Source organism: Actinoplanes sp. NPDC019969, assembly GCF_055562375.1.
Genome location: NZ_JBVHFK010000003.1, coordinates 581,726 through 594,928, shown reverse-complemented (window position 1 = coordinate 594,928; position 13,203 = coordinate 581,726). Strand labels below are relative to the sequence as shown.

Sequence of the window (13,203 nt, the reverse complement as noted above, 5' to 3'; positions counted from 1 at the left end):
CAGAGAACGGCCCTCCCCGGGGAGGGCCGTTCCCAGATTCAGGAGGCGAAGGCCTTCACTTCGAGCAGGCCGACCGAGCTGGTTCCGGAGGAGGTCAGCGCGACCCGCAGCCTGGTGGTGCCGACCGGCGGGAATGTGACCGTGTTGTAGGCGTTCGCGGCCTTCGGATAGTCGGCGGGCACGTCCACGTAGGCGCTGCCGTTCCAGGACTGGAGTCGCCAGGAGGCGGGCAGGCGTACGCCGCCGTTGTCGTCGAAGAAGTAGACCTGGGCGCGCCCGACGGTGACCGGGGACGGCCAGCGCAGCTCGGCCCACTGGGTTCCGCTCTGCGGCCACGTACCCCAGCGGGAGTTCGCCGTGTCGTTGGAGGCCTTCGGTTCGCGGGCGTCATTGATGGCAGCGATCGACTCCCACGATGAGGTGTAGGAGGCGGAAGCCGTCGCCGTCGAAGCAAGGTTGGCGCCGGTGGTAGGCGCCGGGGTCGGTGTGGTCGTCCCGGTCAGGGCCAGATCCGCGCTGGGGAAGGCCGTGACCGACGGGTTGACGTCGGTCTCGCCTGCCGCGCCGTCACACTTGCGGTCCGGGTCGAACAGCAGGTACGTGCCGGACGAGCAGGCGAACGCGATCTCCGCGTCGCCGCCCACCACCACACTGCCGGACAGGTTGGCGCCCGCCTGGATCAGGGCGTTGTCCTTGACCACCGCGTTGCCGCCGACGGTGCCGCCGTTGACCCAGCCGAGGCCCTCGATCCGGGCGTTGCCGGTGACCGTGCCGGCCATCACGGCGGCTTTCGGGCCGACGTACGCGGTCGAGGCCACGGATGCGTTCGCCGCGACCCACCCGCCGCCGTTGGTGTGCCAGCGACCTCCCCCGGTCGGGGCCGGCTTGACGTGGCCGGGTTCGAACCCGGACGGGGTGGCGCCGGAGACGCGGAACTCGTACGGGAATCGCCGTGCCGTGGTGTATCCGTCGAGGAACCCGTAGTGCGGCACCGCGCTCGGCGTGGCCGTGACGACCAGCCACACTTCGCTCTCCCCCGCCGCCAGCGGGAACTCGACCCGGCCATCGGTCCCGGACGTGAGCGGGGAGTACCGCGGCGTGCCGTTCTTGACCGCGACCAGCCCGAACGTCCACCCACTGGCGCCGGTCTCGGCGTGCCCCTTGAGCCGCAGCCTGACCACGCCACCGTCAGCCGACGGCACCAGCTTGATCTTGTTGAAGCCGTAATCGGCCGGCGCGACCCGCGCGTTGATCCGGTAGTGGCTCTGGCTCGCGTCGACGGCCTCGACGTTGCCGCCGTTGTAGGCGTTGAGGAAGCCCGCGCCCCAGACACTGGTGATGAACGGCATCAGCGTCGACCGGTTGCCGAAGTCGTAGGTGACCGTGCGGGTCGCGTACTCCCCCAGCCTGCGGTTCAGCTCGGCCTGGTCGATCCCGGCGATCCTGCGGTACACCTCGAGCGGGTGCTCGTTGGCGCGCGCCTCGTTCCAGATCCGGTTGACCATCGGCAGGCCGTCGCGGTCCTTGATGTACTGCAGCAGCATCCAGTTGCCGTAGTGGTGACGGCTGGAGCTGTAGTACAGGTTCTCCGAGGGCAGCCACCGGGTCAGGTCGCCGGCCGCGGTGGTGGGCAGCGTCTGCATGGCCATGAACTCGGCGCTGGTCTCCCAGAAGGTGCCGGCCGACGGGTCGGTGAAGCCGTACCCGCTGCGGCCGAGGAACGTGTAGTTCTGGAAGACGTGGGCCAGCTCGTGGGCCAGGCCCCAGGAGCCGGGCAGGGCCGCGCCGGGGGCGACGTTGATGACGCCGACCTTGCCGTCGACCGAGCCGCCGGTGGCCCAGGCGTTGAGTTCGGTGCGGTTCCAGGTGTTCGTGACGATCACGATGATCTTGTGCTGGGCGAGCAGTCCGGTCTCCGGCGTGAACTTCATCGTGTTCACGTAGAAGCCGTACAGGTTCTCCAGCTGGTCGAGGATGTCGGCCGGGTCGAACTTGTAGGGGGCGGTCGCCGCCGCCGGGTCGGTGCCCGACTTCTCACCCCACAGAAGGATGAAGTTGTTCGATTCGCGGGAACGGGGGGCGACCCACGGGACCTCACCGGTCGAGGTCCAGTGCGAGGGGATGTAGACGGTCTTGGCGGCGGCGGACGCCCGCGACATGATCTGCGGGACCAGGCCGGCGCCGGCCAGAAGGACGAGGGCTGCCGCGATGACCAGCCAGAACTGTCGGCGTGATCGCGCTCGGGGGATCGGCATGCCCGGGAACCCTAGACCAATGTGGGATCGCTCCCAAATCGGCTTAATCACCCCTTAAGAAATCCCCACACATAGATCGACGTTGCGGCTCTGCCTACACTGGGAGCCCGCGGTGAGGCGGGCCAGTGGAGGCGCATGCCACGTGCCGGAGAAGACGGACGAACCACGCAATCGCCGGGCACGCCAGTTCGTGGCCGTGGCGATCGGTTTCGCGAACCTGGGTCTCGCGCTGTACGCGCTGGACGCGGTCGACAACCGGTGGGTGAAGATGGCCGCCGCGATGGTGGCGGCGGGAGTCGGCCTGTCGACGGTCGGCTTCGTCGAGTTCCACACCCGCATGATCGACAAGATCGTCCCGCCCGGCCGGATGCGCTCCCGCAAGGCCGTGGCCGGGGTGGCGGCGCTCATCCTGGTCGCCGCCGCCGTCGTGACCGTCCTCGAGCTGACCCGCGACGACGGCGCCTGCCCGCAGGCCCTCGAACTGCGCGTGCTCACCTCGCCGGAGGGCGCCGCGGCGGTCCGCGAGCTCACCCGGGAGTACGCCAGGGTCACCGCCCACGACAACGGCGGATGCCCCGCGGTGTACCCGTACGTCTATGCCGCCGGCACCTCCGTGGTCAGCGGCGCCCTGGCCCGCCGGTGGGCCGACGCCGAGACCGAACGCCCGCTCGAGCAGATCGGCCCCCGCCCGGACGTCTGGCTGCCGGACTCGATCCTGGACGTCCGCCGGGTCCACGACATCGTGATCAAAGGCGCCCTGCCGACCCCGCTCGAACGCGTCACCTCGATCGCCACGTCCCCGATCGTCCTCGCCGGAACCGACGTGCCGGACGTGCCGGACTCCGACACCCAGAGCCTGCCCGAGCTGGTGTCGGCGCTGCTCAACCGCACCGACCGGGCGCCTTCGCTGGCCGCGCCGGACCCGGCCGCCTCCCCCGCCGGGCTGCTCGCCGCCGATGTCTACCTGCGTGGCGCCGGCGGTGAGCTGGTCGGCCCGGACGTGGCCCACCGGCGCGCCCGGGTCGTCTTCGACTCCACCAGCTCGGCCACCGACGAGACCGGCGTGCTCTGCGCCTACCTGCGTGAGGGCCGGACCCCGCCTGCCGTCCTGACCAGTCTGCGCACGTGGCAGCGGTTCGCCGCCGGCAAGGCGCTCGGCGGCGCCTGCCAGGTGCCGCTGCCGGCGCCCGCCGACCTGCCGGAGCCGGTGGTGCTCCGGTCGGCGCCCGCGCTGGACCACCCGTTCGTGCAGTTCTCCTGGTCCGGCGCGCGGCAGCGGCGGGCCGTCGAGGGATTCCGGGACTGGCTGCGCGGCGCGGACGCCGACCAGCACCTGTCCGAGGCCGGCCTCGGCGAGCCGCATCCGGCCTGCAACGACCTCGACCTCAACGCGTGTGTTCCGCACGACCCCGGTCAAACCCTTGCGCTGTACGAGAAAGCCAAGCGCCCGGGCCGGGTCCTGCTCGCCGTCGACGCGTCCGGGTCGATGGCCGAGTCGGGCCGTTTCACGATCGCGGTGCAGGGGGTGGGCCAGGCGCTCGGCCGGCTCGGCCCGAGCGACGAGGTCGGGCTGTGGTCGTTCCCGCCCGCCCGGGGCCGCGGGTCCTACGAGCTGGTCGCCGTCGCGGCCGGCTCGGACCGGCACCGCCGGGCGGTCACCGACACCCTGCGCACGGTCCGGCCGGCCGGCGCCACCCCGCTGTACGACACCGTCGTGGACGGCCTGGGCACCCTGGCCACCCGGCCCGGTGGTGACCGGATCCGGGCGATGGTGGTGCTGACCGACGGCGAGGACAGCGGCGGCGGTCCCGGCCTGCGCGCCACCGTGGACCGGGTCCGGCGCCTGGCCACCGCCGACGTCCGGCTGTACGTGATCGCCACCGGCGAGGCCCGGTGCGACAGCCTCTCCGGGACCGGCCCGCTGGACCAGCTGACCCGCGCCGGCCGCGGCGAATGCCTGACCGCCGTGCCGGAGGCGGTCCCGGAGACCATGGCGCGGCTCTTCGAGAACCTGTGGAGCGGACAGTGAGATTTCTCCCGACGACGCTGACCGGCCCCTTCCAGTGGGTGAAGACCCCCATCGGCGGTCTGATAGTCGGCGTCACCCTGACGGTGTCCGTGCTGCTCACCGCCTCGGCCGTGTTCGACTGGGGCGGCGGGGCGTCGCAGCCGCCGGCGCAGAGCGGCCGTGCCGAGCTGGTGATCTACTCCGGCGCCGACGAGAGCACCGGCGGGCAGCGCCAGAAACTGATCGAGGAGTGGAACGCCCGGCACCGGGACACCCCGGCGCGCATCGTCAGCCTTCCCCCGAGCGCGGACGCCCAGCACAGCGAGATGCGGGCGACCGCCCAGTCGGACACCCCGGACGCCGACATCTACAACCTGGACACCACCTGGACCGCCTCGTTCGCGTCGGCCGGGTTCATCCTGCCGCTGAACGAGTCCGACACCACCGGGTTCCTCGACGGGCCGCTGGCGACCTGCCGGTTCGACGGGAAACTGTGGGCGCTGCCGTTCAACACCGACGCCGGGCTGCTGTACTACCGCACCGGAGTGCCGGAGGACGCCCTGCCGTCAGCGCTGCCGCCGGACCCCAACGACGTGCGCGCGCTCACCGGGATCATGCCCGACATCGAGGCCGGGTTCGTCACCCCGCTCGACGGCTACGAGGGCCTGACCGTCAGCGCCCTGGAGGCGATCTGGGCCGAGGGCGGCGACGTGTACGACGCCGACCAGGACCTGGTCGTCATCGACAGCGCGCCGGCACAGGCCGGGCTGCGCAGACTCGCCCAGGCGATGAAACGCAACGGCGACGTGCCACCGGCGGTGCACCCGCGGTCGACGTTCCGCGAGGACACCAGCCGGGAGGCGTTCCGGGCCGGGAAGGTCGCGCTGATGCGCAACTGGCCGGTGGCGTACGGGCTCCTGCGCGCCGGGGACCAGCCGCTGAAGGACTTCGGGGTCCGTGCCCTGCCCGGCCCGAGCGTGCTCGGCGGGCAGAACCTGGCCATCGCCAGCAGCACCGACAACCCGCGGGCCGCGCAGGAGCTGATCGAGTTCCTGACCAGCGAGGAGAGCGAGCGCCGGCTGTTCCGCGACGGCGGGCTGGCGGCCACCCGTACCGGCGTGTACTCCGATCCGCAGGTGCTGCGCAACCGGCCGTACGCGCCGACGCTGCTCACCGCCCTCGGCACCGCCCGGCCGCGGCCGGAGAGCACCCACTACGCCCTGTTCAGCAGCACCTTCCAGGAGATCGTCACGCAGACCCTCAACAGCGACGGCAACCTGCCCGCCGACGCCGTGTCCCGCCTGACCGACGCCCTGCACGGCAGGCTGAGCTAAGGGCCCCGACGGCGTGTGGAGTTCGGCCGTCATACGCGCCGCAACTCCACACGCCGGGGTTTACGGTTTGCGGCCGACGGCGGTCCAGACGTTGATGTCGGAACGGGCCGGGACGACGGCGCCCGGCTCCGGGTGCCACTCGCTGGCCGGCACGATCCCCGGTTCGACCAGCTCCAGGCCGTCGAACAGGCCGGCGAACTCGTCCCGGGTCCGGGTCCACACGTCCGACTTCCCCTGCTCCACCAGCCGCTGGTACAGCGCCTGCTGCTCCGGGGTGCCGAAGTCCGAGGTGGCGTGCGTGGCGACCAGGTAACTGCCGGACGGCAGCGCGTCCAGCAGCCGGCTGACGATCGGTTTCGCCGCGCCGTGCCCGTGGACGAAGTGCAGGACGGCGATCAGCATCAGCCCGACCGGCTGCTTCAGATCCAGGGTGTCGTGCAGCACCGGGTGGGCGAGGATCGCCTCCGGGTCGTTCAGGTCAGCCTCGATGTACGCCGTACGCCCCTCGGCATGGCTGTTGAGCAGCGCCTGCGCGTGCGTCATCACCATCGGGTCGTTGTCCACGTAGACCACCCGGCTGTCCGGGGCGTGCCGCTGCGCCACCTCGTGGGTGTTGTCAGCGGTCGGGAGCCCGGTGCCGATGTCCAGGAACTGCCGGATCCCGGCCTCCACCGTCAGGTAGCGGGTGGCGCGGCGCAGCAGTTCCCGGTTGGCCAGCGCGCCGAGCCGTACCTTCGGGAACAGGCGCTCCAGCTCGTCCCCGGACGCCCGGTCCGCGGCGAAGTTGTCCTTGCCCCCGAGCCAGTAGTTGTACCGCCGGGCCGGGTGCGCCTGGGTCGGGTCGATCCCGCGGGCTACCGCACTGGTGTGATCCACACGAGCACGATAGCGCTGATCCTCATCTTGTCCACTGTGGCGGTGGTCAGGCCAGCCGGCGCCGGATCCACCAGAGGGAGAACCCGGCCAGCACCACGCTCAGAGCGATCAGCAGGCCGAACTCACGCCACTGCAGGGCCCAGTACCGCGAGCCAGGCACATGGACGATCTGCTGCCTGAGGTTCTGCTGCTCCAGCCACCGGGGGCAGGTCTCGCGGTCGCGCGGCGCGTCCGGGCCGCACTGGGTCCGGTCCGCCGGCCCGCGGAACTCCGCGCCGGACGCGGTCACCACGGTGCTCGACAGCACCCAGTCCCCGCGCTGTTCGGGCTCCAGCTGGATCCTCATCGCCCCGGTGTCGGGGCTCATCGAGAGGCCGTAGTGCTCCCCCATCCGCAGCGGGCTGAGCGTGGTGACCGGCTGCGCCAGCCAGGGGCGCACCACGAACGGCGCGGCGATCTGGGCGCCGACGATCAGCAGCAGGGTCACCGCCATCGCGGCGACGGTCCGCCACAGCAGCAGCCCGGCGGTGACGCCCAGGGTGAACGCGAGGACCGCGTAACCGATCGGCACGATCCCGCGGGCCGCGAACACCAGCGGCTTCATCCGGTCCGCCGAGGCGGCGTCGATGGGTTGCGCCCACCGGCTCAGCGTCAGGCTGAGCAGGGCGGCGCCGAGCGCCGCGGCCCCACCGGCGACCAGCAGCTTGACGAGCAGCCAGCGGCCCCGGCTGACGGACTGGCTGAAGACCATCCGGTACGTGCCGGTCTCCAGCTCCCGGGCCACCATCGGGGCGCCCCAGAAGATGCCCACCAGAGCCGGCAGCAGGAACAGGGCCGCGATGGCGGCGAGGTGGAAGTCGTTGGCCCAGCGTGGTTGCAGGGCTTCGAGGAACGCTTCGCCGGCGCTGTCGCAGGCGGCGCCCCGACAGCCGGTGAGACCGGTCAGGTCGGCCAGCCGGTGATGGCCGGCCAGCAGGTCGTCCACCTCGCCGGCGACCCGGACCCGGGAGGCGACGAGCACGATCAGGTAGTCGCAGACCCGTTCCAGGTCGGCGACCAGGTGCGAGGACATGATCACGCTGATCCGCCGCTCGGCGGTGAACTCCATCAGCCCTTGCAGGAAGGTGCGCCGGGCGAGCGGGTCGAGGGCCGCCACCGGCTCGTCGAGCAGCAGCAGGTCGGGCCGTTTCGCGGCGGCGACGGCCAGGGCCAGCTGGGCGCGCTGGCCGCCGGAGAGCCGGCCCGCCTTCTGCGCCGGGTCCAGGCCGACCTGGGCGATCCGCCGCTCGGCGAGCGCCGCGTCCCAGGACGGGTTGAGGTGCCGGCCCATCCGCAGGTGGTCGGCGACGGTCAGGCCCGCGTAGACCGGGGTGTCCTGGGCGACGAAGCCGACCCTGGGTGAGCCGCTGACCGGCCGGTCGCCGAGCACCTCGATCCGCCCCGCGGTCGGATCGAGCAGCCCGCAGGCCAGCTGGAGCAGTGTGGACTTGCCGGCGCCGTTCGGGCCGACCAGGCCGACGACGTGCCCGGCCGGGATGTCCAGGCTGCAGTCGTGCAGGGCGGGACGGCGCCCGTACCGCTTGGTCAGGTTCTCGGCGATCAGGGCGCCAGTCACGATCGGGCTCCCGAAAACGTGCGAAAAGTGCTGAGGAACAGCGCTTCGATGCTCTCGTCGTCGAGCCCGGCCGCGCGGGCCTCGGCGAGCCAGCGCTGCAGGTCCTGGCGCAGCGGCTCGTGGCTGCTCAACGACTCGCCGCCCAGCGTGCGGGTGACGAACGTGCCCAGCCCGGGCCGGGCCGTGACCAGCCCTTCGTACTCCAGCTCGCGGTAGGCCTTCGACACCGTGTTCGGGTTGATCGCGAGCCGGGCCACCACCTCCTTGACGGTGGGCAGCTTGTCGTTCTCGTGCAGGACCCCGAGCCGGAGCGCGTGCCGAACCTGCTGGATGAGCTGCAGGTACGGCGCGACGCCGGACCGCGGGTCCAGATGGAACTCGATCACCTCGTCACCCCATTCCACTAGTTGCCTAGTAGAATAGGCATGGACCGATCCCAGCCGCTAGGCTCGGGGCGTGTTCGATCAGAAGATGCCGGCTCTGCTGGCCGCCGCGTTGACCGCACCGTTCGCCACCGACCACGAGGGACACGACTTCGAGCCGTACGACGAGTTCGACTCCGCGGAGGAACTCGGCGACTGGTGGACGGCGTGGACCGGCAACGAGGACGCGGGAGTGCCCCCGCTGCGGTGTTTCGGGCAGGACGGCACCGGCGGCCTGGCCGCGATCTGGGTCCGGGATCCGGCGGCGGACATCGACACGCAACCGGTGGTGTTCCTCGGCTCCGAGGGGGAGCTGGCGGTGCTCGCCAAGAACCTCGGCGACTATCTGTGGCTCCTGGCCGGCGGGGTCGGCCCGGTGGAGGCGGTCGACGAGCTGGAGCGTACGCCCGTGGCCGTTCCGGATATCGTCGCGCTCGCGCAAGGCGCGCCGCGGACCGTCGCGGAGGTCCTCGCGGATGCCCGGCCGCTGCTGGAGGAGCTGGAAGAATTCGTCGAAGGGACCGTCAACGGCCCCTTCGACGAATTCGGTGAACCCGTTCGTTAGACGACCGCGTCGGCGTCCAGGTGGTTGCGGAGCTTGGCCAGGGCCTTGGTCAGCAGCCGGGACACGTGCATCTGTGAGATGCCGATCTGCTCGGCGATCTGCTGCTGCGTCTGGTTGCCGTAGAAGCGCAGACTGACGATCTTCTGCTCGCGCTCGTCCAGGCTCGCCATCGCCGGGCCGAGCGCGACCCGCAGCTCGGCGTTGGCGAACCCGGCGTCCTCGCCGCCGAGCGTGTCGCCGAGCTCCGCCCCGCCCTCGGAGACCGGAGTGGACAGGCTGGTCGACTGGTACGCCCGGGCGCCCTCCAGGCCCTCGATCACCTCGTCCTCGCTGATGCCCAGGTGGACGGCGATGTCGGCGACCGTCGGCGAACGGCCCAGGGTGTTGGTCAGCGTGTTGTTGGCGGCGGTGATCGACAGCCGCAGCTCCTGCAGGCGCCGGGGCACGCGCACCGACCAGGTACGGTCGCGGAAGTGCCGCTTCAGCTCACCCACGATCGTCGGGATCGCGAAGCCGGCGAAGTCGACGCCACGGTCGGCCTCGAACCGGTCGACCGCCTTGATCAGGCCCAGCATGGCGACCTGGTGCAGGTCGTCGCGGGGTTCGCCACGGTTGGCGTACCGGTTGGCCAGATGCCGGGCCAGCGGCAGCCACGCCTCGATCGTCCGGTCCCGCAGAGCCGGCCGCGACGGGTGCCCGGCCGGCATCGCGGCCAGCGCCTGAATGAGTTCGTCGGCCTGTACCGCGCTGTCAACGACGACGGTCATCGAGATCCCTCCGTGGATGTGCGTGCGGCCCGTTGTTCCCCACATCCACCGGCGGGCAAACCGGTTCTAAGATTTTTCCGAACGAAGTCGCCGCGGCGTGCATCACACCTTCTGAAACCGCTCCCGTGAGGTGAGGAAACACCATGCGCGCGCTGCCTCTGATCATGGCCGCCGGCCTGTCCACCCTGGCCGCCTGCACACCGGGACCGGAGCGGATCGCCGGCGAGGCGCGCCCCGTGGGCACCTCCCCACCCACGTCCACGACGCCGGTGGCCACCACCCCACCGTCGACCGTCGCGTCCTCGGCCACCACCCCGGCCCCGTCAACTCCGGCCACGTCCACCGGCACACCGTCCCGGACGCCAGCCGTCACCGTCTCACCGTCGCGCGCCAGGAACCCGAGCCGGATCCGCAACACCGACTGGTTCAACACCCGGCTCGGCGGCGTCGGCTTCCAGAACGTCGGCGACCTGGAGTTCCGCGACGGCCGGGCGGTCTCCGGCCCGGCCGTCTGCGCGATGCTGCCGGGCGGCGCGAATCCGGTGTACGCCGAGTTCCTCACCGAGGAATCCGCGATCGCCCCGGCGACCGAGGACGCGCTGATCCTCATCGAGTGCGGCCGGGACGGCGTCGATCAGGCGCTCATCCCGGTCCAGCTGGCCTTCGCCCAGAAGGATCCCGGCGAGTACGGGTTCATCCCGGCCGATCCGCGCACCGAGGAGGGCCGGATGACGTTCCTCTCCTACGCCGTCCAGAACGGAGCGATCGTCACCACCGTCCGCAAGGCCGACGGCGCCACGGAACGGCGCCGCTACCTGTTCGACGGCGGCGACCGGTGGGTCCGGGGCTGATCAGGAACGCCACCAGTCGTCGTACGGGCTGACCGGCAGGGCCCGCTTGTGCCGGGTGGCGAGGAACGTGGACTCGATCCGCGCCGCCACCTCCGCCGTGACGTCGGCGCCCTCCAGGTAGTCGTCGATGTCCTGGTACGTGACACCGAGGGCGACCTCGTCGGGCAGCGCCGGCCGGTCGTCCTCCAGGTCCGCCGTCGGCACCTTCTGCCAGGTGCTGGCCGGCGCGCCCAGCTCCCGCAGCAGGGCCGCCCCCTGGCGTTTGGTCAGGCCGGTCAGCGGGATCACGTCCACGCCGCCGTCGCCGTACTTGGTGAAGAAGCCGGTCACCGCCTCGGCCGCGTGATCGGTGCCGGCGACCAGCAGGTTCGACTGGCCGGCGATCGCGTACTGGATCACCATGCGTTCCCGGGCCTTGATGTTGCCGCGGACGAAGTCCCGCAGCGGCTCCCCCGCGCCGGCCGCGACCTCGGCGGACACCGCGTCGGCGCCCGGCTTCACGTTCACCGCGATCGAACGGTCCGGGCCGATGAAGGCCAGGGCGGTCTGCGCGTCGTGCTCGTCGGCCTGCACCCCGTACGGCAGGCGCACCGCGACGAATGTCGCCGCCCGCCCCTCGGCCCGCAGCTCCTCCGCGGCGAGCTGGCACAGCCGGCCGGCGAGGGTGCTGTCCTGGCCACCGCTGATACCGAGCACGAACCCCTGGGCCGGAGTGGACCGGAGGTAGTCCTTCAGGAACTCGATCCGCTGCCGGATCTCCTCCTTCGGCTCGATGACCGGCTTGACACCGAGTTCCGCACGGATCTGCTGCCGTAGGTTCGCCATATTCGCACTCTACTGACCGATTCAGACTCCTAGAGTTTGAACCCCGCGACCAGCTCGCGCAGCTCGGTGCTGGTCCGGGCCAGGTTGTCGGCGCTCTCCCGGGCCTCGCGGACCACCGTCGTGGTGGTGCCGACGGCGGTGGCCACACCGGAGATGTTGGCGGCGATGTCCGCGCTGCTGTCGGCGACCTCGGCGACGTTGCGGCTCATCTCGCCGGTCGTCGCGGTCTGCTCCTCCACGGCCGCGGCGATCAGCGTCTGGAAGTCGCTGATCCGGTCCACCACGTCGCCGATCTCGTTGATCGCCTGCACGGCGCCCGCCGAGTCGACCTGGATCGCCTTGATCAGGCGGGAGATCTCCTCGGTGGCCTTGGCGGTCTCCTGGGCCAGGTCCTTGACCTCGCCGGCCACCACGGCGAACCCTTTGCCCAGCTCACCGGCGCGGGCGGCCTCGATGGTGGCGTTCAGTGCCAGCAGGTTGGTCTGCTCCGCGATCGACGTGATCATGGCGACGACGTTGCCGATCTCGGTCGACGACTCGCCGAGTTTGCCGACCGTCTGATTGGTCTGCCGGACCGCGGTCACCGCCTCGCCCGCCACCCGGGCGGCGTCACCGGCGTTACGGGCGATCTCGTCGATCGCCTGGGTCATCTCGGAGCTGCCGGCCTGCAGCGTGTGCACATTGCTGGAGACATGCGCGGCCGACGACGCGACGGTGGCCGACTGCGCCTCCATGTCGGCGCTGGCGGCCGCGATCCGGGCCGACACCCCGGACAGGTCCTGCGAGGCTGCGTCCACGGTGCCGGCGTGCCCGGCGATCGCGGCGACGGTGTCCCGCAGCGAGGCGGCGGTCTGGTTGAGAGCGTCGCCGAGGCGGCCCATCTCGTCGCGGCGGTTCAGCTCGACCCGGACCGTCAGGTCGCGGCCGGACAGCCGGTTCAGGCCGGTGACCACGGCGGCGAGCGGCCGGACGACCGAGCGGGTGGTCCAGGCGCCCATCAACACGGCCAGGACGACGGCGAGCGCCAGGGCGGCGGCGAGGACCCGTACCGCCGTGTCCCGCACGTCCTGGATCTCGGCCCGCAACGTCTGGGCGCGTGCCTCGACCGAGGTGTCCAGGGCCGCCGTCACATCCAGGACCTTGCTGTACGCGGCCGACGCCTCACCGCCGTTCACACTGGTCATCACCTTGGCCCGGGCCGCCTGGGTGTCCGCGGCGAGCCACTCCATGAGCGTGTCGTCCCAGGTGAAGAACTCGTCCCAGGCCGGCTTGAGCTGGGCGAACTGCTCCCGCTCGGCAGCCGTCATGATCGACACGTCAGTGGCGGCCAGGCCCGCGTACACCTTCTCCTTGGCCTTCAGCTCGCCCTGCCGGTTGTAGCCGTCGGGGCCGGTGGCGAACCGGTATCCGAACGCTCCCGCGTCCGCGATGACCAGGCCCTGCCAGCCGGTCACGTCCGCCGCGTTGTAGGTGGCGTCCTCGATCTGGTCGCGCAGCCGTTCCAGGGCCTCCAGCTCACGGCCGGCGTCCGCCTGCTGCCGGATGCCCCACCAGCCGACGCCGGCGGCGGTCACGATGAGCGCCGTGAGCACGAGGTACGACGCGCCGAGCCGTTTGCCGACGCTCACGTCCTGCACGTTCATCAGGCCACCCCATCTCTCCGCCTATCTGTTCGGCGGGGATAT

Annotated in this window: 10 protein-coding genes and 1 pseudogene; 4 read left to right on the top strand and 7 right to left on the bottom strand. The window is 71.5% G+C overall.

The window, feature by feature from the left end:
• Positions 1–38: 38 nt before the first annotated feature.
• The gene (locus ACZ3II_RS12895; RefSeq protein ID WP_465517786.1) at positions 39–2,255 is read right to left on the bottom strand and encodes a DUF6055 domain-containing protein; all 2,217 of its coding nucleotides are present in this window, start codon (positions 2,253–2,255) and stop codon (positions 39–41) included.
• Positions 2,256–2,397: 142 nt separating this feature from the next.
• Here ACZ3II_RS12895 and ACZ3II_RS12890 point away from each other — a divergent pair, with 142 nt between their 5' ends.
• Positions 2,398–4,284 (top strand): vWA domain-containing protein, encoded by a 1,887-nt coding sequence (locus ACZ3II_RS12890; RefSeq protein ID WP_465517785.1) that lies wholly within the window; start codon positions 2,398–2,400, stop codon positions 4,282–4,284.
• Positions 4,281–5,597, top strand: coding sequence for an extracellular solute-binding protein (locus ACZ3II_RS12885; RefSeq protein WP_465517784.1), 1,317 nt, complete (start codon positions 4,281–4,283; stop codon positions 5,595–5,597). Before ACZ3II_RS12890 ends, ACZ3II_RS12885 begins: the two co-directional genes overlap by 4 nt.
• 60 nt (positions 5,598–5,657) lie before the next feature.
• On the opposite strand, the gene ACZ3II_RS12880 is transcribed toward ACZ3II_RS12885, so the two are convergent.
• The 3 genes and pseudogenes from ACZ3II_RS12880 to ACZ3II_RS12870 all read right to left on the bottom strand — a co-directional run bounded on the left by ACZ3II_RS12880 (position 5,658) and on the right by ACZ3II_RS12870 (position 8,474).
• Positions 5,658–6,473 (bottom strand): SAM-dependent methyltransferase, encoded by an 816-nt coding sequence (locus ACZ3II_RS12880; protein ID WP_465517783.1) that lies wholly within the window; start codon positions 6,471–6,473, stop codon positions 5,658–5,660.
• A gap of 952 nt (positions 6,474–7,425) precedes the next feature.
• A pseudogene (locus tag ACZ3II_RS12875) lies at positions 7,426–8,088 on the bottom strand (ABC transporter ATP-binding protein); the annotation flags it as partial.
• Positions 8,085–8,474: a GntR family transcriptional regulator gene (locus tag ACZ3II_RS12870; RefSeq protein WP_465517782.1), complete on the bottom strand. Its 390-nt coding sequence runs from the start codon at positions 8,472–8,474 to the stop codon at positions 8,085–8,087. The pseudogene ACZ3II_RS12875 and the gene ACZ3II_RS12870, both read right to left, overlap by 4 nt.
• A 70-nt stretch (positions 8,475–8,544) precedes the next feature.
• On the opposite strand from ACZ3II_RS12870, the gene ACZ3II_RS12865 reads away from it, so the two are divergent.
• Entirely contained in the window at positions 8,545–9,075 is a 531-nt protein-coding gene (locus tag ACZ3II_RS12865) for an SMI1/KNR4 family protein (RefSeq protein WP_465517781.1), read from the top strand.
• Here the strand turns inward: ACZ3II_RS12865 and ACZ3II_RS12860 are convergent.
• Positions 9,072–9,842, bottom strand: coding sequence for an RNA polymerase sigma factor SigF (locus ACZ3II_RS12860; RefSeq protein WP_465517780.1), 771 nt, complete (start codon positions 9,840–9,842; stop codon positions 9,072–9,074). The genes ACZ3II_RS12865 and ACZ3II_RS12860 overlap by 4 nt on opposite strands.
• A gap of 143 nt (positions 9,843–9,985) precedes the next feature.
• Here ACZ3II_RS12860 and ACZ3II_RS12855 point away from each other — a divergent pair, with 143 nt between their 5' ends.
• Positions 9,986–10,693 (top strand): hypothetical protein, encoded by a 708-nt coding sequence (locus tag ACZ3II_RS12855; RefSeq protein ID WP_465517779.1) that lies wholly within the window; start codon positions 9,986–9,988, stop codon positions 10,691–10,693.
• Here ACZ3II_RS12855 and nadE read toward each other — a convergent pair whose 3' ends face one another.
• Positions 10,694–11,518: an ammonia-dependent NAD(+) synthetase gene (gene nadE, locus ACZ3II_RS12850; protein ID WP_465517778.1), complete on the bottom strand. Its 825-nt coding sequence runs from the start codon at positions 11,516–11,518 to the stop codon at positions 10,694–10,696.
• A 29-nt stretch (positions 11,519–11,547) separates the two neighbouring features.
• Positions 11,548–13,161, bottom strand: a complete 1,614-nt coding sequence (locus ACZ3II_RS12845) for a methyl-accepting chemotaxis protein (RefSeq protein ID WP_465517777.1) — start codon at positions 13,159–13,161, stop codon at positions 11,548–11,550.
• Positions 13,162–13,203: the final 42 nt, after the last annotated feature.

Excerpts from the sequence above, each read along its gene's own strand:
- ACZ3II_RS12895 (WP_465517786.1), bottom strand. The coding sequence starts at position 2,255 with ATGCCGATCCCCCGAGCGCGATCACGCCGACAGTTCTGGCTGGTCATC.
- ACZ3II_RS12860 (WP_465517780.1), bottom strand. The coding sequence starts at position 9,842 with ATGACCGTCGTCGTTGACAGCGCGGTACAGGCCGACGAACTCATTCAG.
- ACZ3II_RS12855 (WP_465517779.1), top strand. The coding sequence starts at position 9,986 with ATGCGCGCGCTGCCTCTGATCATGGCCGCCGGCCTGTCCACCCTGGCC.
- nadE (WP_465517778.1), bottom strand. The coding sequence starts at position 11,518 with ATGGCGAACCTACGGCAGCAGATCCGTGCGGAACTCGGTGTCAAGCCG.
- ACZ3II_RS12845 (WP_465517777.1), bottom strand. The coding sequence starts at position 13,161 with ATGAACGTGCAGGACGTGAGCGTCGGCAAACGGCTCGGCGCGTCGTAC.